General features: G+C 61.5%; 14 protein-coding genes and 3 pseudogenes. 13 read left to right on the top strand and 4 right to left on the bottom strand.

All coding sequences use genetic code 11. The features are described 5' to 3' along the window. Positions 1–164 precede the first annotated feature (164 nt). The 3 genes and pseudogenes from AC07VF_RS25610 to AC07VF_RS25600 all read right to left on the bottom strand — a co-directional run. Positions 165–596 (bottom strand): annotated as a pseudogene (locus tag AC07VF_RS25610) (methyl-accepting chemotaxis protein); the annotation flags it as partial. A gap of 105 nt (positions 597–701) precedes the next feature. Continuing rightward, positions 702–1,385, bottom strand: a pseudogene (locus tag AC07VF_RS25605) (PAS domain-containing protein); the annotation flags it as partial. A gap of 264 nt (positions 1,386–1,649) precedes the next feature. Further along, positions 1,650–2,576, bottom strand: a complete 927-nt coding sequence (locus AC07VF_RS25600; RefSeq protein ID WP_463583202.1) for a MurR/RpiR family transcriptional regulator — start codon at positions 2,574–2,576, stop codon at positions 1,650–1,652. A gap of 246 nt (positions 2,577–2,822) precedes the next feature. Here AC07VF_RS25600 and AC07VF_RS25595 point away from each other — a divergent pair, with 246 nt between their 5' ends. The 12 genes and pseudogenes from AC07VF_RS25595 (at position 2,823) to AC07VF_RS25540 (ending at position 19,857) form a co-directional block, all read left to right on the top strand. Beyond that, positions 2,823–4,760: a bifunctional 5-dehydro-2-deoxygluconokinase/5-dehydro-2-deoxyphosphogluconate aldolase gene (locus AC07VF_RS25595; protein ID WP_346631051.1), complete on the top strand. Its 1,938-nt coding sequence runs from the start codon at positions 2,823–2,825 to the stop codon at positions 4,758–4,760. Positions 4,761–4,820: 60 nt separating this feature from the next. After that, the gene (iolE, locus tag AC07VF_RS25590; protein WP_346631050.1) at positions 4,821–5,774 is read left to right on the top strand and encodes a myo-inosose-2 dehydratase; all 954 of its coding nucleotides are present in this window, start codon (positions 4,821–4,823) and stop codon (positions 5,772–5,774) included. A 2-nt stretch (positions 5,775–5,776) separates the two neighbouring features. Beyond that, positions 5,777–6,586, top strand: a complete 810-nt coding sequence (gene iolB / locus AC07VF_RS25585; RefSeq protein ID WP_346631049.1) for a 5-deoxy-glucuronate isomerase — start codon at positions 5,777–5,779, stop codon at positions 6,584–6,586. A gap of 25 nt (positions 6,587–6,611) precedes the next feature. Next, positions 6,612–8,111, top strand: a complete 1,500-nt coding sequence (locus tag AC07VF_RS25580; RefSeq protein ID WP_346625352.1) for a CoA-acylating methylmalonate-semialdehyde dehydrogenase — start codon at positions 6,612–6,614, stop codon at positions 8,109–8,111. Positions 8,112–8,334: 223 nt separating this feature from the next. Beyond that, on the top strand, positions 8,335–10,266 hold the full coding sequence (gene iolD / locus AC07VF_RS25575) for a 3D-(3,5/4)-trihydroxycyclohexane-1,2-dione acylhydrolase (decyclizing) (RefSeq protein WP_495009527.1): 1,932 nt from the start codon (positions 8,335–8,337) through the stop codon (positions 10,264–10,266). Positions 10,267–10,297: 31 nt separating this feature from the next. After that, a complete protein-coding gene (locus tag AC07VF_RS25570; protein WP_495009526.1) occupies positions 10,298–11,317 on the top strand; it encodes a Gfo/Idh/MocA family protein in 1,020 nt (339 codons plus the stop codon). A gap of 534 nt (positions 11,318–11,851) precedes the next feature. Next, entirely contained in the window at positions 11,852–12,778 is a 927-nt protein-coding gene (locus AC07VF_RS25565; protein WP_495009525.1) for a sugar ABC transporter substrate-binding protein, read from the top strand. A gap of 79 nt (positions 12,779–12,857) precedes the next feature. Next, the gene (locus AC07VF_RS25560; protein ID WP_495009524.1) at positions 12,858–14,420 is read left to right on the top strand and encodes a sugar ABC transporter ATP-binding protein; all 1,563 of its coding nucleotides are present in this window, start codon (positions 12,858–12,860) and stop codon (positions 14,418–14,420) included. Between the two features lie 110 nt (positions 14,421–14,530). After that, the gene (locus tag AC07VF_RS25555) at positions 14,531–15,553 is read left to right on the top strand and encodes an ABC transporter permease (protein ID WP_192174120.1); all 1,023 of its coding nucleotides are present in this window, start codon (positions 14,531–14,533) and stop codon (positions 15,551–15,553) included. A gap of 348 nt (positions 15,554–15,901) precedes the next feature. After that, positions 15,902–16,306: a TraR/DksA family transcriptional regulator gene (locus AC07VF_RS25550; protein WP_122537744.1), complete on the top strand. Its 405-nt coding sequence runs from the start codon at positions 15,902–15,904 to the stop codon at positions 16,304–16,306. A 798-nt stretch (positions 16,307–17,104) separates the two neighbouring features. Then, positions 17,105–18,127 (top strand): annotated as a pseudogene (locus tag AC07VF_RS25545) (methyl-accepting chemotaxis protein); the annotation flags it as partial. A 266-nt stretch (positions 18,128–18,393) separates the two neighbouring features. Further along, a complete protein-coding gene (locus tag AC07VF_RS25540; RefSeq protein WP_495009523.1) occupies positions 18,394–19,857 on the top strand; it encodes a T6SS phospholipase effector Tle1-like catalytic domain-containing protein in 1,464 nt (487 codons plus the stop codon). A 96-nt stretch (positions 19,858–19,953) separates the two neighbouring features. On the opposite strand, the gene AC07VF_RS25535 is transcribed toward AC07VF_RS25540, so the two are convergent. Then, on the bottom strand, positions 19,954–20,190 hold the full coding sequence (locus tag AC07VF_RS25535; protein WP_192174044.1) for a DUF2789 family protein: 237 nt from the start codon (positions 20,188–20,190) through the stop codon (positions 19,954–19,956). 405 nt (positions 20,191–20,595) lie between these two features. Between AC07VF_RS25535 and AC07VF_RS25530 the strand changes: the two genes are divergently transcribed. Beyond that, positions 20,596–21,063 carry a hypothetical protein gene (locus tag AC07VF_RS25530; protein ID WP_192174043.1) on the top strand — a complete coding sequence of 156 codons (468 nt, stop codon included), beginning with the start codon at positions 20,596–20,598 and terminating at the stop codon, positions 21,061–21,063. The last annotated feature ends 97 nt before the right edge of the window (positions 21,064–21,160 follow it).

Raw genomic sequence — 21,160 nt, 5'->3', positions numbered from 1 at the left:
ATGTCCGTTCGGCGCGGGCCCACGGAGCGTCGTCGGAGTGAGGGTATTCCGACGAAGGAGGAACCCAACCAGGAGCACAAGCCCTTGGTTACTTGGGGATTTATCAAGTAACTCGCCGAAGGCGAAACAGTCTGTCCCCAGACAGACGCTCTTGACCTTAAGGGTCAATCCCGCCCGGCGAATATCCTCACAGCATCCACCGCATCATTCGTCCCCGAACTGATCTGCACAATCGCATCCCCCGCCTGATCCGCCAGATCCACACCCTTCACCGCCGTACTCCGCGTATTGTCCATACTTACAATCGCCTGACGCGTCTCGGCCTGAATCACCTGAATCATCTCCGAAATCTCCTGCGTCGACCGGCTCGTGCGCCCCGCCAACTGCCGAACCTCATCGGCCACCACCGCAAAGCCACGGCCCTGATCACCGGCCCGGGCCGCCTCGATCGCCGCATTCAACGCCAGCAAATTCGTCTGATCCGCAATACTGCGAATCGTATTCACGATCGCTGTAATCTGCTCCGAGCGCTCACCCAACTGACCAATGATCCGCGACGAATCATCAATGTTCTGCGAAATCTGACGCATCTCACTGGCCGCCTGCTGAATCACCAGGGTGCCCTGCTCGGCGTACTTCTGCGTCTGCACCGAAATGTGATACGCCTGGGCAGCGCTTTGGGAATCCTGCTCGTGCTTTTCGATACGCGCGGTCACGTCCGACGCAAACTTGACCACCTTCCACAGCTTGCCAGCGGCGTCGTACACCGGGTTATAGGACGCTTCCAGCCAGAGCGTCTGGCCGTGCTTGCCGACGCGCTTGAACTGATCGCTGAAAAACTCGCCCTTGTTCAACCGACGCCAAAAGTCCTGATACTCGGTGCTTTTGGTGAACTCAGGGGGGCAGAGCAATTTGTGGCTTTTACCCAGCAGCTCTTGCCGGCTGTAGCCCAGCAAGCGCAACAGGTTGTCGTTGGCAGCGATGATCGTGCCGTCCAGATCGAACTCGATGACTGCCATGGCGCGGTCGATGGCCTGCAGCTTATTGTGGGCTTCGCTCTCGGCTTGAAGTTTGGCGGTGACGTCCATCGCGTATTTGACCACCCGGGTGACCTTGCCGTCCGAGTCCCTGACCGGGTTGTAATTGGCCTCCAGCCATACGGTGCTGCCATCGCCCGCCACGCGCTGGAACGTCGACGACACGAACTCTCCATTACGCAAGCGCGACCATAACTGGGCGTACTCGGGGCTGCGCGCGTGTTCGGGGGTGCAGAACATGCGGTGCTCTTTACCGATGACCTGCTCGGGCCGGTAGCGCATGGTCTTGAAGAAGTTGTCGTTTGCCTTGAGCACCACACCGTTCAGATCGAATTCGATGCTGGCCATCGAGCGATTGATCGCCTCCAACAGACTGTCCTGATGGGCGACGGTCAGTTGCAGGTCCTGGATGATTTTATTCTTGGACGAGTCAAAAAACATGATGGCGGCTCAGGCAAGTGATTGAGGTGTGGTCCTGATCCATGACCTTGCGAGCGAGATGCAGCTCAGATGCGTGTTCCATTTGCAGTGCAGCCGATCATTACGCAGGTGATGTTAAAAAGCTATGCCGAACTTGTACAGCTCGTCGGGTTTGTACAAGGTTTTCGGTTATCAGTCATCGAAACCGGCCTGTTCGGCGATTTCGTCCACCTTCAGCTCCAGGCGATAGGCCACGGCAATGAACAGCGCCTGGCATAAACACAGCGTGGCACTGAGCGAGCGAAAGGCGAACGAGCTGCCTTCGTTGACCAGCAACACGGCATTGGCGCGCTTGGCCAGGGGAGAAAGGTTGCTGTCAGTAATGATCAACGTCTTGGCCTGATGATGCTGGGCGATGCGCAGGCAGTGCTGGGTTTCCTTGCCGTAGGGCGTGAAGCTGATGGCGATCACCAGATCGTTGGCGCGCACGCTGCGCATCTGCTCGCGGTAGCTGCCGCCGAGGCCGGAAATAAGGTGGATGCGCTTGTTGGTGTGCTGCAGGTTGTAGACCAGATAGTCGGCGACGGCGAAGGAGCGTCGCACCCCGACCACGTAGATGTTGTCGGCGTTGACCACCAGGTCCACGGCTTTCTCGAAGGCCTCGTCGTCCAGTTCCAGCGCCAGCCGCTCCAGTCCCGACAGCGTAGCGTTGACGCATTCCCGGGCCAGGTCGCCCGCGCTGGCCTTCTGGGATTTGTTGGCGATCATGCTGCGAATGCGTTGCTGGTAGTTCTGCACCGGCGTGGCTTTGTGGGTGTAGGCCTCGCGGAACAGCGCCTGCATTTCGCTGAATCCGCTGAAGCCGAAGCGCTGGGAAAACCGCACGATGGCCGACGGATGCACCTCGCATTCCCGGGCGATGTCGCTGATGCGGTCGACCATGATCCGGTCGCTCTGCTGGCTCGTGTAACTGGCAATGCGCTTGAGCTGGCGCGGCAGGCTCTCGTATTCGGCCGTGATCAGCTTGAGCAGGGCATCGGCGGTCTCCGGCGCAGCGGTGACGGGCGTTGCGCCGTCGGCTCCGGTTTCGGGCGAGCCTGGCTGATCGAGGCTGGACATACGTGCGAATCCTTTGGCAGGTGGTGGCGTGGCGGAGTGTCCGGGAGGACAGGCGGCCAGTTTTGCAGGGTGCGACCTGCAATGCAAAGTGGAATAAATATTCCACATGAAAATAATTTAGAAAAATTCATTGATCAAGCCCGGGCGCCGTTCTAGTCTGCATCCACGAACTCGCTTGCAAGCACCTCGCTTGTGGGCAAGGGCATCAGCAATCAAACCCATAACAATAAAAGAAGAGGGGCCGGCATGGGCCAGACTCGTTTTGCCACCGGGCGTCAGCTGGACGTGATTTGTCTCGGGCGCCTGGGCGTCGATCTCTATGCGCAGCAGATCGGCGCGCGCCTTGAGGACGTCAGCAGTTTCGCCAAATACCTCGGCGGCTCCTCCGCCAACATCGCGTTCGGCACCGCACGGCTGGGCGTGAAGTCAGCCATGCTGACCCGCGTTGGCGACGACCATATGGGCCGGTTCCTGGTGGAATCCCTGGCGCGGGAGGGCTGCGACGTCAGCGGCATCAAGGTCGACGCCGAACGCCTGACCGCCATGGTCCTGCTCGGCATCAAGGACCGCGAAACCTTCCCATTGGTGTTCTACCGCGAGAACTGCGCCGACATGGCGCTGCAGCCTGAAGACATCTATGAAGCGCAGATCGCCTCCAGCAAGGCGCTGTTGATCACCGGCACGCATTTCTCCACCGATCAAGTGTTCCGCGCCAGCAGTCAGGCGCTGGACTACGCCGAAAAACACAACGTTAAACGCGTCCTCGACATCGATTACCGCCCGGTGCTATGGGGCTTGGCCGGCAAGGCTGACGGCGAAACCCGCTTCGTCGCCAACGACACTGTCAGCCAGCACGTGCAACGCATCCTGCCGCGCTTCGATCTGATCGTCGGCACCGAAGAAGAATTCCTCATCGCTGGCGGCTCGACCGATTTGCTCAGCGCCCTGCGCCGGGTTCGTGAGCTCAGTGCCGCGACGCTGGTGGTGAAGCTCGGGCCCCAGGGCTGCACAGTGATTCACGGGGCGATTCCGGCGAAGCTGGAAGACGGCGCGATTTACCCTGGCGTACGCGTGGAAGTACTGAATGTCCTCGGCGCGGGCGACGCGTTCATGTCCGGCTTTCTCAAGGGCTGGCTCAACGACGAAAGCGATGAGCGCTGCTGCCAGTTGGCCAATGCCTGCGGCGGTCTGGTGGTGTCGCGGCACGCCTGCGCGCCGGCCATGCCGACGCTCGTCGAGCTGGAATACCTGTTTAACAGCCCGGTTCCGATCACTCGACCCGATCAGGACGCGGTGTTGCAACGTCTGCACCGGGTCAGCGTGCCCCGTCGCGAATGGCAGCCGCTGTTCATCTTCGCCTTCGATCATCGCGGGCAACTGGTCGAGCTGGCGCAAAAGGCCGGGCGCGATCCGGCGTGTATCGGCCAGCTCAAGCAGTTGTTCGTGCAAGCGGTCGCGCGGGTTGAGGCCGATTTGGAGAAGCGCGGCATCGCCGCCGATGTCGGCGTGCTGGCGGACCAGCGCTTTGGTCAGGATTCACTGAATGCGGCCAGCGGGCGCGGCTGGTGGGTGGCACGTCCGGTGGAAGTGCAAGGCTCGCGCCCACTGGCGTTCGAGCACGGGCGCTCGGTGGGCAGCACTCTACTGGCCTGGCCTCAGGAACAGATCATCAAGTGCCTGGTGCAATACCACCCGGACGACGAACCGATGCTGCGCCTGGAACAGGAAGCGCAGTTGTTGGGGCTGTATCAGGCAGCGCTGGCCAGCGGTCATGAACTGCTGCTGGAAGTGATTCCGCCGAAGGATCATCCTTCGCCCTATCCGGATGTCATCTACCGTTCCCTCAAGCGCCTCTACAACCTCGGCATTTACCCGGCCTGGTGGAAAATCGAATCGCAGTCCGCCGAGGTCTGGGAACAGCTCGATGCGCTGATTCATGAGCGTGATCCGTACTGCCGGGGTGTGGTGTTGCTGGGGCTGAACGCGCCCGCCGAAACCCTGGCGGTCGGCTTTCGTCAGGCGGCGAAAAGCACCACCTGCCGTGGGTTTGCCGTAGGCCGCACGATTTTTCATGAACCCAGCCGAGCCTGGCTGGAGGGCGAAATCGATGACGCGGACCTGATCACTCGGGTACAGAGCAACTTCGGTTTCCTGATCGAGTCCTGGCGCGACGCCCGGGCTTGAAGTCCGAACCCGCGGACTGTGTGTTCAGTTGAACGTGATAACAACAGTAAAGGTGCAGCCATGCCCGCTTCTGCAATCCGAATTGGCATCAACCCGATTTCCTGGAGCAACGACGACCTCCCGGCCCTCGGTGGCGAAACGCCCCTGAGAACCGCGCTCAGCGAGGGCAAGGAAATCGGCTACGAAGGCTTCGAGCTCAACGGCAAATTCCCCAAGGACGCCCAAGGCGTGGCCGATGTGTTGCGCCCCTATGACCTGGCGCTGGTGTCGGGCTGGTATTCCGGTCGGCTCGCCAGCCGTTCGGCGGCCGAGGAAATCGACGCCATCGCCAGCCATGTCGAACTGCTCAAGCACAACGGCGCCACGGTGCTGGTCTACGGCGAAGTGGCCGATTCGATTCAGGGCCAGCGCATCCGACTGGTCGAACGACCGCGCTTCCACAGCGCCAGTGCCTGGCAGGCCTACGCCGACAAGCTCACTGAGCTGGCCCGGTTCACCTTGTCCCAAGGCGTGCGTCTGGCCTATCACCACCACATGGGCGCGTACGTGGAATCGCCGGAGGACATCGACACGCTGATGGCACTGACTGGCGGCGAAGTCGGACTGCTGTTCGATTCCGGTCACTGCTACATGGGGGGCGGGGAACCGCTTCAAGTGCTGAGCACACACATCGATCGCGTCTGCCATGTGCATTTCAAGGACGTGCGCAAGCCGGTGGTGCAGCTGGCGCGCAACAATTTGTGGAGTTTTCCGGACTGCATCGTCAACGGCACCTTCACCGTGCCCGGCGATGGCGACATCGATTTCGCCGCGCTGCTGGACGTGCTGATGCAAGCGGATTACCAAGGCTGGCTGGTGGTCGAGGCGGAACAGGACCCGGCCGTTGCGCCGAGCTATGCCTACGCGAAGAAGGGCTATGAGACCCTGCGCCATTTGCTGGCCGCCGCGCAGTTGAACAGCGCGGCTCAACAACAGAACGCACCTCAACAACCGCCTGAACAGAGGAGCCTGTGAACATGAATCTCTTGGTCAAGAGCAAGGCTGAAGGGCGCGATGTCGTCGCGCTGGCCGACGGCGTGCTGACGTACGTCGGCTTCTCCGCCCACCGATTGAGCGTCGGCGAACGTCTGCCGGTGAATGCGGGCGACAAGGAAATCTGCCTGGTGCTGCTCAGCGGTCGCATCAGCGTCAGCGGCGAGTCGCCGGGGCAGGGCGGTTTCAACTGGGAAAACCTCGGTGATCGGCAGTCCGTGTTCGAGGACAAATCGCCCTTCGCGGTGTACCTGCCGCCGGGCAGTCAAGCCGAAGTCACGGCGTTGAGCGCGGTGCAGATTGCCGTGTGCGCTGCGCCGGGCGATGCCTCCAAAGACCTGCCGGCGCGCGTGATCACCCCCGACACGATGAAACGCAGCGTGCGCGGCCGGGCGGCCAACACCCGATACGTCTGCGACATCCTTCCCGATTCCGAACCGGCGCATTCGCTGCTGGTGGTAGAGGTGCGCACGCCCTCGGGCCACTCGTCGAGCTACCCGCCGCACAAGCACGACACGGATGATTTGCCGCACCAGAGCTTCCTCGAAGAAACCTATTACCATCAGGTCAACCCGCCCCAGGGCTATGTGTTCCAGCGCGTGTACACCGACGATCGCAGCATCGATCAGGCCATGGCCGTGGAGAACAACGATCTGGTCACGGTGCCCAAGGGTTACCACCCGGTCAGCGTGCCGTACGGCTACGAATCCTATTATTTGAACGTGATGGCCGGGCCAAAGCGCGCATGGCAATTCCACAACGATCCGCAGCACAGTTGGCTGCTGGATCTGTAACCCAATTTTTTTGAAGGAGCCCGTCATGAGCAACGCCCCGATCATCGGCCACTACATCAACGGCCAGATTCACGACAGCGCCGAGCGTTTCAGTGATGTGTTCAATCCGGCTACCGGCGCCGTGCAGGGCCGGGTGGCGCTGGCGGAACTGAAGACCGTCGATGAAGCCGTTGCCGCTGCCCAGGCGGCATTTCCCGCTTGGGCGGATCAGTCGTCCCTGCGGCGTGCGCGGGTGATGTTCAAGTTCAAGGAACTGCTTGACCAGCACCACGACGAGCTGGCGGCCATCATCTGCCGCGAGCACGGCAAGGTGTTTTCCGATGCCAAGGGCGAAGTGGTGCGGGGCATCGAGATCGTCGAGTTCGCCTGTGGCGCGCCAAGCCTGCTGAAAAGCGACTACAGCGACAACATCGGTGGCGGCATCGACAACTGGAACCTGCGTCAGCCGCTGGGGGTTTGCGCCGGCGTCACGCCGTTCAACTTCCCGGTGATGGTGCCGCTGTGGATGATTCCCATGGCGCTGGTTACCGGCAACTGCTTCATCCTCAAACCGTCCGAGCGCGATCCGTCGGCGAGCCTGTTGATGGCGCAGTTGCTGAAACAGGCGGGCCTGCCCGATGGCGTGTTCAACGTGGTGCAGGGCGACAAGGTGGCCGTGGACGCGCTGTTGCAGCACAAGGGCATCGAGGCGATTTCGTTTGTCGGCTCCACGCCCATCGCCGAATACATTCATCAGCAGGGCACGGCCCACGGCAAGCGGGTGCAGGCCCTCGGCGGTGCGAAAAACCACATGATCGTCATGCCCGATGCCGATCTGGATCAGGCCGCCGACGCGTTGATCGGCGCGGCCTACGGTTCGGCGGGCGAGCGCTGCATGGCGATCTCCATTGCTGTGGTGGTAGGAGACGTGGGGCAGAAACTCATCGACAAACTGCTGCCGCGCATTGATGCGCTCAAGGTCGGCAACGGCATGAACGCCGATTCGGACATGGGCCCGCTGGTCACGGCGGTGCACAAGGCCAAGGTCGAGGGCTACATCGCCCAGGGCGTGCAGGAAGGCGCGAAGCTGATCGTCGACGGGCGCAACTTCAGCGTGCCGGGCGCGGAACAGGGCTTCTTCGTCGGCGCCACGCTGTTCGATGACGTGACGCCGGAAATGACTATCTATAAGGAAGAAATCTTCGGGCCGGTGCTGGGCATCGTCCACGTGCCTGACTTTGCCTCGGCGGTGGAGCTGATCAACGCCCACGAATTCGGCAACGGCGTGTCGTGCTTCACCAGCGACGGCGGCATCGCCCGGGCCTTTGCCCGCAACATCAAGGTCGGCATGGTGGGCATCAACGTTCCGATCCCGGTGCCGATGGCCTGGCATTCCTTCGGCGGCTGGAAGCGCTCGCTGTTCGGCGATCATCATGCCTACGGCGAAGAAGGCCTGCGCTTTTACAGCCGCTACAAAAGCGTCATGCAGCGCTGGCCGGACAGCATCGCCAAGGGCGCGGAATTCAGCATGCCGACGGCGAAGTAGGGGAACAACGTTAATCGTTTGCTGAACGCGGTCAATGTGGGAGCGAGCTTGCTCGCGAAGGCGGCTGTATGGCCACTGGGAATGTGCCAGACGGACCGGCCCCTTCGTGAGCAAGCTCACTCCCACAGGGATCATCGCTGAGTCTGAATATTCAGCCCAGTCAGCCAAGTCCGCTAACCATTCCCAGGGCTTTCATCACCGCCAATAACAACAAGGTGCAAGCATGACCACGACTCGATTGACCATGGCCCAGGCCCTGGTGAAGTTTCTCGATAACCAGTACGTCGAAGTCGACGGCGTGCAGAGCAAGTTCGTCGCCGGGGTGTTCACCATTTTTGGCCACGGCAACGTGCTCGGCCTGGGCCAGGCCCTGGAGCAGGACCGCGGCGGCCTCATCTTTCATCAAGGCCGCAACGAACAGGGCATGTGCCACGCCGCCATGGGGTTTGCCAAGCAACACCTGCGCCGCAAGATCTACGCCTGTACCTCATCGGTCGGCCCCGGCGCCGCCAACATGATCACCGCCGCAGCCACTGCGTCGGCCAATCGCATACCGCTGCTGTTGCTGCCCGGCGATGTCTACGCCAGTCGCCAGCCTGATCCGGTGCTGCAACAGATCGAACAGTTCCACGACCTCAGCATCAGCACCAACGACGCCTTTAAGGCCGTGAGCAAATACTGGGACCGCATCAACCGCCCCGAGCAACTGATGAGCGCGGCCCTCAACGCCATGCGCGTGCTCACCGATCCTGCCGAAACCGGCGCGGTCACCCTGGCGCTGCCCCAGGACGTACAAGCCGAGGCCTACGACTACCCCGATTCCTTCCTGCAAAAACGCGTGCACCGCATCGACCGCCGTCCGCCCACCGAAGCGATGCTCAATGACGCCGTGGCGCTGCTCAAAGGCAAACGCAAACCGCTGCTGATCTGTGGCGGCGGCGTGCGTTATTCCGGCGCGGCCGCCGAGCTGCAGGCGTTCGCCGAGCGCTTCGGCATTCCGTTCAGCGAAACCCAGGCCGGCAAGAGCGCCATCGTTTCCGCCCATCCGTTGAACATGGGCGGCATCGGCGAGACCGGCACGCTGGCGGCCAATACCCTGGCGCGGGAAGCGGACCTGATCATCGGCGTCGGGACCCGTTACAGCGACTTCACCACCGGCTCGAAATCCCTGTTTCAGAACCCTGAGGTGCAGTTCCTCAACCTCAACGTCGGCGCCTTCGATGTGCAGAAGCTCGATGGCGTGCAGGTGCTGGCCGATGCGCGGCTGGCGCTTCGTTCCCTGGCGGATCAGCTGGGCGACTACCGCGCGCAGTGGGGCGATCAGCCGCGCGAGGCAAGGGCTGCTCTGGAGGCGGAAGTGGATCGGCTGTACGCCGTGGAATACCAGACCGAAGACTTCGAGCCGGAAGTCAGCGGCCACCTTGACCCGCAGGTGCTGCGCGACTTCATCGAGATGACCGGTTCGTGCCTGACCCAGAGCCGAGTGCTGGGCGTGCTCAACCAGCAATTGCCCGCGGACGCGGTGATCGTCGCGGCGGCCGGCAGTCTGCCCGGCGATTTGCAGCGGGCGTGGCGCAGCACCAGCGTCGACAGTTATCACGTCGAGTATGGCTATTCGTGCATGGGCTATGAGGTCAACGCCGCGTTGGGCGTGAAAATGGCAGCGCCCCAGCGTGAGGTGTACGCCCTGGTGGGCGACGGTTCCTACATGATGCTGCACTCGGAACTGGCCACCTCGATTCAGGAGCGGCGCAAGATCAACGTGATACTGCTCGACAACATGGCCTTCGGTTGCATCAACAATTTGCAGATGGGCAACGGCATGGGCAGTTTCGGCACCGAGTTCCGCTACCGCAATCCCGAGACCGGTCAGCTGGATGGTGATTTCGTACCGGTGGATTTTGCGATGAGTGCCGCTGCGTATGGCTGCAAGACCTACAAAGTCAGCAACGCCCAGGAGCTGGAAGCGGCACTGGCCGATGCGCGCAGGCAGACCGTTTCGACGCTGATCGACATCAAGGTGCTGCCGAAAACCATGATCCACGGCTACCTGTCGTGGTGGCGCGTGGGTGTGGCGCAGGTGTCGACCACGGGTACAACGGCCGAGGCGTATGAACGGCAAAAAGCGGCGTTGGCCAAGGCCCGTCAGTATTGAACACGCTTCTGCAGGGACAGGACATTCACCCATGAAAATCGGACTCATCGGCTACGGAAAGGGCGGGCGCTATTTTCACGCACCGCTGATCGCCAGCCTGCCCGGCGTGACCTTTGCCGGCGTGGTCACCCGCTCGCCGGAACGCCGGCAGGACCTGCGCAACGATTACCCCAAAGTCCCGGCCTTTGACAGCCTGGCCGATCTGGTTGCGGCCGGGGTCGATGCGGTGGTGATTTCGACGCCGCTGGCCTCCCGGCGGGCATTGATCCTTGAAGCCATCGAACTCGGCGTACCGGTCGTCAGCGACAAGCCATTTGCACCGGATGCCCGGGCGGCGCAGGAACTGGTGGACGCCGCCGAACGCCGAGGCGTGCTGTTGGGTGTGTACCAGAACCGCCGCTGGGACTCCGATTTCCTCACCGTGCGCAAACTGATTGATCAGGGCGTTCTCGGCGACATCAGCCGCTTCGAGTCCCGTGTCGAGCGCTATTCGCCCACGTCGGTTGGCAAGGAAAGCGGCGGCGGCATTCTGCGGGATCTTGGCAGCCATCTGGTGGATCAGGCGCTGCTGCTATTCGGGCCGGTGAAGCGGGTGTACGCCGAGCTTGAGTTCGCGACCCCTGAACAGAAAGTGGATCACGGCTTCTTTATTTCACTGACCCATAACAGCGGCGTGGTTTCGCACCTCTGGGGCAACTGCCTGCAAAACGCCCAGGGCCCCCGATTTCGGGTCAACGGTTCACAGGGCTGCTATACCGTCGAGGGCCTCGACGGTCAGGAGGCTGCTGCACTCGCCGGGTTGTCACCCAAGTCCGAAGGCGAACGCTGGGGCGTGGAAGAACACCGACGCTGGGGCTGGTTTGAGCAGGGCGAGCACCGCGAGCGGGTCCCGTCGGAGCGTGGCTGCTGGACCGAGTTTTACCGGCAATGGCAGGAGGCGGTGATGAATCAGGGGCGCAATCCGGTGGATGCAAACGATGCGGTGGCCTCGGCCAACGTGTTGGATGCCGCGAGAATCAGCGCGATGGAGGGCAGGGTGGTGGTGCTGTGAAAAGCACACGCAGATGCCCTGTGAGGCACTACGCTACACCCACCAACAGCCCGGACGGGGCGCATCAAAACGAAAATAGAAATTAATTCTAAAAGCTGTTGAAGTAGAAATTATTTTCCAATAGAGTCATTTCCAGGTTGCCGACGATCGCCGTCAGCGCCTGGTGTCGGGTCTCCCGACAGCAGGCCGAACGAGCGACACAAAAACAAGAAAGCCAATCGCAGACAGGTACCGCCGATGAACATTTTCAGATCAGCCGCCAAGGCTTGCCGCCCCTTCTTACTCGCGCTTCCCGCCATTCCCCGAGCTGTTTCCCGCACATTCATCAACGCTGCCCCTGCGTTCGAATCCGCCCTCGAAACCATCGCCCACGTGCTCTGCGTCGAAAGTCGCGGCGTTGTGGTGTGCGGGGCATCGGGCGGTTCGGTCGCGCACCTTTCAGACGCGGCGTCTTCTGCTCCGCGCTAAACGCCAGCACCTCCAGCAGTCGTTATCCCGCTATTACAACAACAAGAATCTGGAGAAAGACCGTTCATGAATACCCCACTCCGTTTCACCTCACTCGCCCTGGCCCTGATGCTGAGCAGCGGCGTCACCCTGGCGGCCGACCTGAAGATTGGCGTGTCCATGTCTCAGTTCGACGATACGTACCTGACCTACATGCGCGAGGACATGGACAAGAAAGTCAAAGCCATGGGCGGTGTCGACCTGCAGTTCGTGGATGGTCGCAATGACGTGAACAAACAGCTCGATCAGGTGCAGGAGCTGATTGGCAAGAAGGTCGACGCACTGATCGTCAACCCCGTCGACACCGAAGCCACCGTGAAGATCACCAAGGCGGCCACGGATGCTGGCATTCCGCTGGTCTACGTCAACCGCCGTCCGGACGATCCGAAGCTGCCCGCAGGCGTTGCCTCCGTGACCTCCGACGACAAGGAAGCCGGGCGCATGCAGATGGAATACCTGGCCAAGAAAATGGACGGCAAGGGCAACGTCGTCATCTTGCTCGGTGAACTGGCGAACAACTCGACCCGCGACCGCACGGCAGGCGTGAAAGAAGTCCTGAAAAACTACCCCAACATCAAGGTCACCCAGGAGCAGACCGGCGCCTGGCAGCGGCAGAAAGGCATGGACGTCACCAATGACTGGCTGACCCAGGGCCGCGACTTCAAGGCGGTCATCTCCAACAACGACGAAATGGCCATCGGTGCGGCCATGGCCCTGAAGCAGGCCGGCAAAAAAGGTGAGGTGTTTGTGGCCGGTGTCGACGGCACGCCGGACGGCCTGAGCGCGGTCAAGAAAGGCGACCTCTCGGTCTCGGTGTTCCAGGACGCCAAAGGGCAGGGCGAGGGCGCCATCGATGCGGCCGTGAAATTGGCGAAGAAGGAAACGCTGCCCGAACAGGCCATCGTGATTCCCTTCAAGCTGATCACCCCGGACAACGTCAGCACCTTCAAATAAACGCTCACCTCACACCGACTGACACCCGGCAGAGCGCCGCCGTGCCTCTGCCGCCCTGTCACTCGAGGAGCCTGTGACCATGTTCGCTTCCGCAACCGCTTCGGCTTCAAACAATCCACCCGCTTCCGGGATGGGGAGCGACGCCGAGCACCCTTATCTGCTGGAAATCACCAACATCAGCAAGGGCTTTCCCGGGGTGGTGGCGCTGAACAACGTGCAACTGCGTGTGCGGCCCGGCAGTGTGCTGGCGCTGATGGGCGAGAACGGCGCGGGCAAGTCCACGCTGATGAAAATCATCGCCGGCATCTACCAGCCCGACACCGGCGAAATCCGCCTGCGCGGCAAACCGGTGGTGTTCCAGTCGCCGCTGGCGGCGCTGCAATCGGGCATCGCCATGATCCATCAGGAACTCAACCTGATGCCGCACATGAGCATCGCCGAGAACATTTGGATCGGCCGTGAGCAGCTTAACGGCCTGCACATGGTCGACCATCGCGCGATGCACCGCTGCACGGCGGAATTGCTCGAACGCCTGCGCATCAACCTCGATCCGGAGGAAATGGTCGGCAACCTGAGCATCGCCGAACGGCAGATGGTCGAGATCGCCAAGGCCGTTTCCTACGACTCCGACGTCTTGATCATGGACGAGCCGACCTCCGCCATCACCGAGACGGAGGTGGCCCACCTGTTTTCGATCATTGCCGACCTGCGCGCCCAGGGTAAGGGCATCATCTACATCACCCACAAGATGAACGAAGTGTTCGCCATCGCCGATGAAGTGGCGGTGTTCCGCGACGGCGCCTACATCGGCCTGCAGCGGGCCGACAGCATGAACGGCGACAGCCTGATTTCCATGATGGTCGGCCGTGAACTGACCCAGCTGTTTCCCGAACGCGACCAGCCCGTCGGCAAGCTGCTGCTGTCGGTGCGCGACCTGGCGCTGGACGGCGTGTTCGAGGGCGTGTCGTTCGACCTGCACGCGGGCGAAGTACTCGGCATCGCCGGGCTGATGGGATCGGGGCGCACCAACGTCGCTGAAACGATCTTCGGTATCACCCCGAGCACGCGCGGGGACATTTTCCTCGACGGCACGCCGATCCGTGTCAGCGACCCGCACTTCGCCATCGAGAAAGGCTTTGCGCTGCTCACCGAAGACCGCAAGCTCAGCGGCCTGTTTCCGTGCCTGTCGGTGCTGGAAAACATGGAAATGGCCGTGCTGCCCCATTACGTCGGCAACGGTTTCGTCCATCAGAAAGCCCTGCGCGTGCTGTGCGAAGACATGTGCAAAAAGCTGCGGGTGAAGACGCCGTCCCTTGAGCAGTGCATCGACACGCTGTCCGGCGGCAATCAGCAGAAAGCCCTGCTGGCGCGCTGGCTGATGACCAACCCGCGGGTGCTGATTCTCGATGAGCCGACCCGTGGCATCGACGTCGGCGCCAAGGCCGAGATCTACCGGCTGATTTCCCTGCTCGCCAGCGAAGGCATGGCGGTGATCATGATTTCTTCCGAACTGCCGGAAGTGCTGGGCATGAGCGACCGGGTCATGGTCATGCACGAAGGCGAAATGATGGGCACCCTCGACCGCGCCGAGGCCACCCAGGAACGGGTCATGCACCTGGCGTCCGGAAACCCTGTTCACTGACTCCCCATTCACACGATCGCTGGCGACGGAAGCGCCGATTCGAGCACTGCTTCACGCGCCAGTGGCAATGCCCCGGTCGGGTCGAACAAGAACAAGAGGCACACATGAAGATGAACGCGATGCTGGAAAACAAACCCGCGCTGGCGCCTCGCAAGCACAAACGCCGGCTGCCCACCGAACTGAGCATTTTTCTGGTGCTGATCGGCATTGGCCTGATTTTCGAGCTGTTTGGCTGGATCGTCCGCGATCAGAGCTTTCTGATGAATTCCCAGCGGCTGGTGCTGATGATTCTGCAGGTGTCGATCATTGGCCTGCTGGCCATCGGCGTGACTCAGGTCATCATCACCACCGGCATCGACTTGTCGTCAGGCTCGGTGCTGGCGCTGTCGGCGATGATTGCCGCCAGCCTGGCGCAATCGTCGGACTACACCCGGGCGGTGTTTCCGTCGCTTACCGACCTGCCGGTGTGGGCGCCGGTCATCGCCGGGCTTGGGGTGGGGCTGCTCGCCGGGGCGATCAACGGCAGCATCATCGCCATCACCGGCATCCCGCCGTTCATCGCCACGCTGGGCATGATGGTGTCGGCGCGGGGCCTGGCGCGCTATTACACTGGTGGTCAGCCGGTGAGCATGCTCAATGATTCCTACACCGCGATCGGCCAGGGCGCCATGCCGGTGATCATCTTTCTGGTGGTCGCGGTGATCTTTCACATCGCCCTGCGTTACACCAAATACGGCAAATACACCTACGCCATCGGCGGCAACATGCAAGCGGCGCGCACCTCGGGGATCAACGTCAAGCGTCATCTGGTGATCGTCTACAGCATCGCCGGTCTGCTGGCCGGGCTGGCAGGCGTCGTGGCCTCGGCGCGGGCGGCCACGGGGCAGGCCGGGATGGGCGTTTCCTACGAGCTGGACGCCATTGCGGCGGCGGTGATCGGCGGCACCAGCCTCGCCGGTGGCGTGGGGCGGATCACCGGCACGGTCATCGGCGCGCTGATTCTCGGAGTCATGGCCAGCGGCTTTACCTTCGTCGGCGTCGATGCCTACGTGCAGGACATCATCAAGGGCCTGATCATCGTCATCGCCGTGGTCATCGATCAGTACCGCAACAAGCGCAAGCTCAAGCGCTGAGTCGTTCAGGTGTCATCAAAGAGGGCCTGTTCGCAGGCCCTTTTCGTTTTTCATCGATTTGAACCGATCAGGCCACGGTCGGTCAGACACCATCTGCCTCGTTTCGAGGACGCCCGGGCTGGGCGAAGGGTGCGATCAAACCCCGGCGCGACCCAATGCCACCGGGTATTCAAACCCTTGTTGGACGAATCCTGATCAATTATGTTGCCGAGTACCGAACCCGGCCTTAGACTGCCGCCCCTCGTAAATTGAGTGCCAAGCGGCGCTTCGAGACTACGGCGCGTTTAATGCCAGGTTGAGGCGCACCTTTGAGATCGCCTTAATGCACGTTTTTTTATAGAGAAATCAATGACCAAGGAAAAGTTGCTGGCGATGCCGGCCGATGACTACATGAACGCCGAGCAGCACGCGTTCTTCGTCGACCTGTTGCAAGCCATGAAAGTCGAAATCCACGAGCGCATCGAGCAGAGCCGTATCGCGATCGAAAGCCTGGACACCCCGGCTGACCCGGCCGACGCCGCTTCCGTGGAAGAAGAGCGCCACTGGCTGGTGAACGTGATTGACCGCGATCAGCGCATGCTGCCACAGCTGGAAATGGCCTTGAGCCGTATCGCTGACGACAGTTTTGGCTGGTGCGAAGACAGCGGCGAGCCTATTGGCCTCAAGCGCCTGCTGATCAGCCCGACTACCAAGTACTGCATCGAAGCTCAGGAACGTCACGAGCAGATCGACCGCCACCAGCGTCAGGCGTGATCCCTCGGGTTCGACCGCCCGCATCGGGTGGTCGAGCCGTTCCATTGCGTACCCTTTACGCGCTGACTGCGTAACCCCTTCCTTCGCCGCACATTCCGACCGACTACCACCAATGACTCATGGCGCATGGCCGCTATTTGGGCGTTTAATGCTTTCACAATAATGAAAGCAGGGCAGGTCCCGGACATGGATGCGAAAGGTCGTCACGCCGCAACACCCTCTCAACCCGCTCACGGGGCTCCCGACAAGCGGACCGTCGCCGGTTCGCGCTGGCTGACGCCCGGCCTGCAAAGCCTTGGGCTGTGTCTGCTGTTCGCGGCGATGGTCTGGGGTGGTGTGTCGGTTTACGTGTGCCTGCTCGTTGGGCTGTTGATCCTGTGGTTGCCAATTTTCTTACCGTCGCTGTTCGCCGGCCGAACGCCGGTGGCAGCGGAAGAAGCGGGCGAAGACGGCATGACCCGTCTGACCCGCGATCTGTCCCGGAGCACCAGTCACAATGCGCTGTCTGCGGCGGCCGTGGCGTTTTCCGTCAGGCAACTGGCGGGCAAGCTGCAGTCCCAGGTCAACGCGGCCGAGCAGATCGTCAGCAGCGCCGACGTGATGATCGCCACCGAGCGCGCCACTTCCACGCTTAGCCAGCAAGCGCTGACCGCCGCCAGCCAGGCGCGGGAGAGCAGCGGCGCGGGGCTTGACGTCCTCAACGCCTCGATTGGTCTGATGCACCAACTCAGCGAACGGGCCGACAGCAGCCGTGAACTCATCGAAGCCCTCAGCCAGCGCAGCGAAGACATTCAGCGAGTCACCGCGGTGATTCAGTCCATCGCCAGCCAGACCAATCTGCTCGCCCTGAACGCCGCCATCGAAGCCGCGCGCGCCGGCGAACACGGCCGTGGCTTTGCCGTTGTGGCCGACGAAGTGCGCGGGCTGGCCGGGCGCACGGCGACGGCGACCAGTGAAGTGGGGGAGATGGTCGTGGATATTCAGCAGCGCACCCGTCAGGTGGTCGAGCAGATTCGGCAGTTATCGGGCGACCTGAGTGGCGGCGTCGCCCAGGTCGAATCCACCGGACAGCAACTGGCGAACATCGCTCAACTGGCGGTTGGGGTAGAGCAACAGGTGGGTGAAATCGCTCGGGGCGCCCAGACCAATCAGGAGCAATTGAGCAGCCTGTTCGTTGCTGTCGAGCAAATGCGCAGCGACCTTGCGATCAGCGATGACCAGACCCGGCGCCTGGCGCAGTCGGCGTTGCAGATGGAAGAGCAGGCGGAAACCATCAGCGAGCGCCTGGCTCAGGTCGGCCTGGATGACTACCACCAGCGCATTTATGACCTCGCCCGGGAAGGCGCCAGCCAGATCGCCGCGACGTTCGAGCAGGACATCGATCAGGGCCGGGTCAGCCTGACCGATCTGTTCGACCGCACTTACCAGCCCATCCCCAACACCTCGCCGGCCAAGTACCAGACGCGCTTCGACCGCTACACCGATCAAACGCTGCCGGCCATCCAAGAACCGCTGCTGACGCGTCATGAGGGTCTGGTTTTCGCCATCGCCTGCACGCAGCAGGGTTACGTGCCGACCCACAATCAGGTGTTCAGCCGGCCGCTGACGGGGGATACGGCGGTCGACGCGGTGAACAACCGCACCAAGCGCAAGTTCGACGACCGCACCGGCATTCGCTGTGGCAGTCACCAGCAGCCGGTGCTGTTGCAGACCTACACCCGCGACACCGGCGAACTGATGCACGATCTTTCCGTGCCCATCGTCGTCAAGGGCCGACATTGGGGCGGGCTGCGGCTGGGTTATAGGCCGGAGAAAAGCTGAGGATCAAGCTGCAAGCTGCAAGTGAAGAGCAGTTATCAGTGATCGCGCGTCTTGTGGCTTGCCGCTTGAAGCTTGCAAATCTTCGGGGAGCGTCAATTGTACGACTTAGGCCCTTTAATTATTTAACCGTCCGATATTGAAGTAGGACGCGTCTGAAGTGCAGTTCCATCGGTTGACGGAACGTTAACTGCGATCATCCTGTGAGTATATGTCCGAATATGTAATCGCCTGTTCGGGACTCATGTCAGTACTCACGGATGAATCAAATGACAAAAAAAACTATCAGTCACGCGTCGGCCGATTCCCGCGTCGGCGCGCAGCAGGTCACCGTTCGCTTAGGTGTGTTTTTCGACGGGACCGGCAATAACCGGGTGAATAGCCAGATCGGCGCCGACTGCCAGGCCATGGCGGAAGTCTACGGCGGCGTGCATATAAAAGAATGCGGCGGTCGGCACACTGACGCCGGCAGCAGTTACAGCAACAGCCCGACCAATATCGCGCGACTGGCCGGGTTATATAAACAACAGCGCAAGGCAATCGTTAATGCAGACGGCCTGTTTGTGTATGGCGCGGTGTATGTCAGTGGCGTTGGCACGACCTCTGGCGGGCGCGATTCCCGCTTGTCAGGCCAGGGCTTCGGTCGCGGCACCACTGGCGTGGTGGCGAAAGTGTTGCGTGGCATCAAAAAGCTTGCCGATGAACTTCACACGTTTGAAAGCGACAACCCGGGTTGTGTCATCGGGGCGCTGGAGCTGGACGTGTTTGGCTTCAGTCGGGGAGCGGCGTCGGCCCGGCATCTGGCCAACGAAGTGCTGAAAAAATCCCGTGGCGCGCTGGACCCCGTGCTTGACCCCCGCAAGCTGCCGCTTTCGGACAGCTTTTCATGGGCCAGTGGCAGCGTGCGGTTGAAGGTCATCGGCCTGTTCGACACGGTCGCCGCCGTGGGAGGGATTTCCGATCTGGGCAGCGTTCGGGATGCGGTCAACAAACGGGTCAATCTGTTTTTGCCCCCCGGGTGCGCGCAGCAGGTGCTGCACTTGGTGGCCGGCGATGAGCATCGGCGCAACTTCGTGCTCAACAGTGTCAAGCCCGACTGGCCCCGGGAAATCGTACTGCCCGGCAGCCATTCGGACATCGGTGGCGGCTATCAGCCCCAGGAAATGGAGGAAGTCTCGCTGTTCCGGCCTCGCCGCAGCCTGGTCAGCGTCAGCACGCCTTATGACACGACGGATGCCTGGCTGCAGGCCCACGCCGAGCTGTCCACTCTTGATGCGGGGCGTCTGCTCGACCCCACCGATGACAGCGCCTCGCTGGGCGTGGAATGTTTCGAACGGTTCGCCAGCAGCTCACGCGGGGTCAAGACAGTGGTGGCGACGGTGAAGCTGGAGCGACGCGTCTACAACCACCTCGCCCTTGTTTACCTGCGGCTGATGCACGCGCTCGCATGCGACGAGGGTGTGCCGTTCCTGCCCATCAAAGAATCAGCGGAAACAAGCCTGCCACCGGAGTTGCGGCCCATAGCCGCCAAGCTGATCAGCCACGCCAAAGGGGAGGGCGGTGCGTTGAGTGACGCCGAGCAGACGCTGTTGTATCGGCGCTACATCCATCGCTCGGCCCACTGGAACAATGCCCGACGCGACTCGCTGGTCGATGGGTTGTTCGTGCATGCCCCTGCGCTCAATGGCCGGCAGACGTTCACCAATCTTGGTCAACTTGCTTATCCACAGTGAGCGAAATGCATTGAAGCAACGGGTGGCGATGATGGCGAATCCGGCAAAAAAAATGGCGGCCTTGGTAGGCCGCCATTTTTTTGCACGTGCGACGGGTCAGGTCGGGGTGTGCAGCAAGACGTTCAGCTCATCGACGATGGGTGCCCAGTCATCATCCAGCTGGATTTTTTCCTTCAGCAGCGCCCCTTGTTGCGGCGACCAGAACTCGGCTTCGGACACTTTCACACCTTCCGGCAGATGATGCCCGGCGACGAACGCGTCGATGCTGGCCTGATCGGACTCCAGCCCCAATTGTTCGAACAACAGCTCAAGCGACGGCGTCATGATTTCCATTTTTTCTCCCGAACGGGTCAAGGACCCGGATTGGCGTGGTCAGTGAGTAACCTTCTGTTGCATGGGAGTGCGCGGGGCAGGCAAGAGTTCTAACTGATTGCCCGAAGGGCCACTGACACACCGCGTGCTTTTAGTGGGACCGGCTTCAGCCGGGAAAGCGTCAGGTGTCACACCGAAGAATTGAGGGTGATCAAACAGGCCTCCTCCCGGCTAAAGCCAGTCCCACTGAACATCGTCTGACAAAAACCACTTCACACCGGACGAAAGGGATATATCCCGTATAGACTCACTGCCGGTAGAATCCATGCTAACGCCAGCGTCCGGCTTCAGGACGCACCATTTCTCGTTTCTTTCCCGCCCGGTCCGCTGTCCGGGCGGGTTCCTATCTGGTTGGGAGTTTGTACATTGGCAGTAGGTAATCTGGATACCCACGCATTATTCGTGCTCGGAGACGTGCGCGCGAAGTTGGTAAAGCTGTTCCAGGCGCGATTCGTTTATGTCATCGAACAATCCCCTGAAGGCATTTACATGTCGGAGATCGACACCGAAACCGCACTGGTGGTCGATGATAAGCCCGGGCTGGAACTCAAAGTGGGTGACCACTTCCGAGCTGCCGTATTGCCCAGCCGTGAAGGCGGCAAGTTCGAAATCCGCTTCCGCGACATCAAGATGACCATCTACGGTCTGGGCGAATACGCGTTTGTGGAAGTGCCTGAAGGCCACGGCATCGTCTTCAAAGAGTCCCACAGCATTTTCATGGTGTTCGCCGCCCACGAACAGATTCAAACCGGCCTGAGCAAAGTCCTCAAAGCCGCCACCGCCAAAGCCGCCAAATGGCGCAAGGGCGAGCTGACGTTCAAAGCCAGCGAGTAGAACAGCGCTTCAACACGCCTGCACACGGATCGCGCCCACATCCCCCACGCCCAAGCGATGGGTAGAGGGCCCGTCTGCGCCCGGAAACCCCCTTCAG

It is taken from the genome of Pseudomonas sp. GW821-FHT02H06, assembly GCF_059421525.1.
This window is presented reverse-complemented; position numbering and strand designations above follow the sequence as displayed.

What these genes read in the sequence shown, in the direction of transcription:
- AC07VF_RS25550 (WP_122537744.1), top strand. Translation starts at nt 15,902, where the DNA reads ATGACCAAGGAAAAGTTGCTGGCGATGCCGGCCGATGACTACATGAAC.
- AC07VF_RS25600 (WP_463583202.1), bottom strand. Translation starts at nt 2,576, where the DNA reads ATGTCCAGCCTCGATCAGCCAGGCTCGCCCGAAACCGGAGCCGACGGC.
- iolE (WP_346631050.1), top strand. Translation starts at nt 4,821, where the DNA reads ATGCCCGCTTCTGCAATCCGAATTGGCATCAACCCGATTTCCTGGAGC.
- AC07VF_RS25580 (WP_346625352.1), top strand. Translation starts at nt 6,612, where the DNA reads ATGAGCAACGCCCCGATCATCGGCCACTACATCAACGGCCAGATTCAC.
- AC07VF_RS25570 (WP_495009526.1), top strand. Translation starts at nt 10,298, where the DNA reads ATGAAAATCGGACTCATCGGCTACGGAAAGGGCGGGCGCTATTTTCAC.
- iolB (WP_346631049.1), top strand. Translation starts at nt 5,777, where the DNA reads ATGAATCTCTTGGTCAAGAGCAAGGCTGAAGGGCGCGATGTCGTCGCG.
- AC07VF_RS25560 (WP_495009524.1), top strand. Translation starts at nt 12,858, where the DNA reads ATGTTCGCTTCCGCAACCGCTTCGGCTTCAAACAATCCACCCGCTTCC.
- AC07VF_RS25565 (WP_495009525.1), top strand. Translation starts at nt 11,852, where the DNA reads ATGAATACCCCACTCCGTTTCACCTCACTCGCCCTGGCCCTGATGCTG.
- iolD (WP_495009527.1), top strand. Translation starts at nt 8,335, where the DNA reads ATGACCACGACTCGATTGACCATGGCCCAGGCCCTGGTGAAGTTTCTC.
- AC07VF_RS25540 (WP_495009523.1), top strand. Translation starts at nt 18,394, where the DNA reads ATGACAAAAAAAACTATCAGTCACGCGTCGGCCGATTCCCGCGTCGGC.
- AC07VF_RS25535 (WP_192174044.1), bottom strand. Translation starts at nt 20,190, where the DNA reads ATGGAAATCATGACGCCGTCGCTTGAGCTGTTGTTCGAACAATTGGGG.
- AC07VF_RS25555 (WP_192174120.1), top strand. Translation starts at nt 14,531, where the DNA reads ATGAACGCGATGCTGGAAAACAAACCCGCGCTGGCGCCTCGCAAGCAC.
- AC07VF_RS25595 (WP_346631051.1), top strand. Translation starts at nt 2,823, where the DNA reads ATGGGCCAGACTCGTTTTGCCACCGGGCGTCAGCTGGACGTGATTTGT.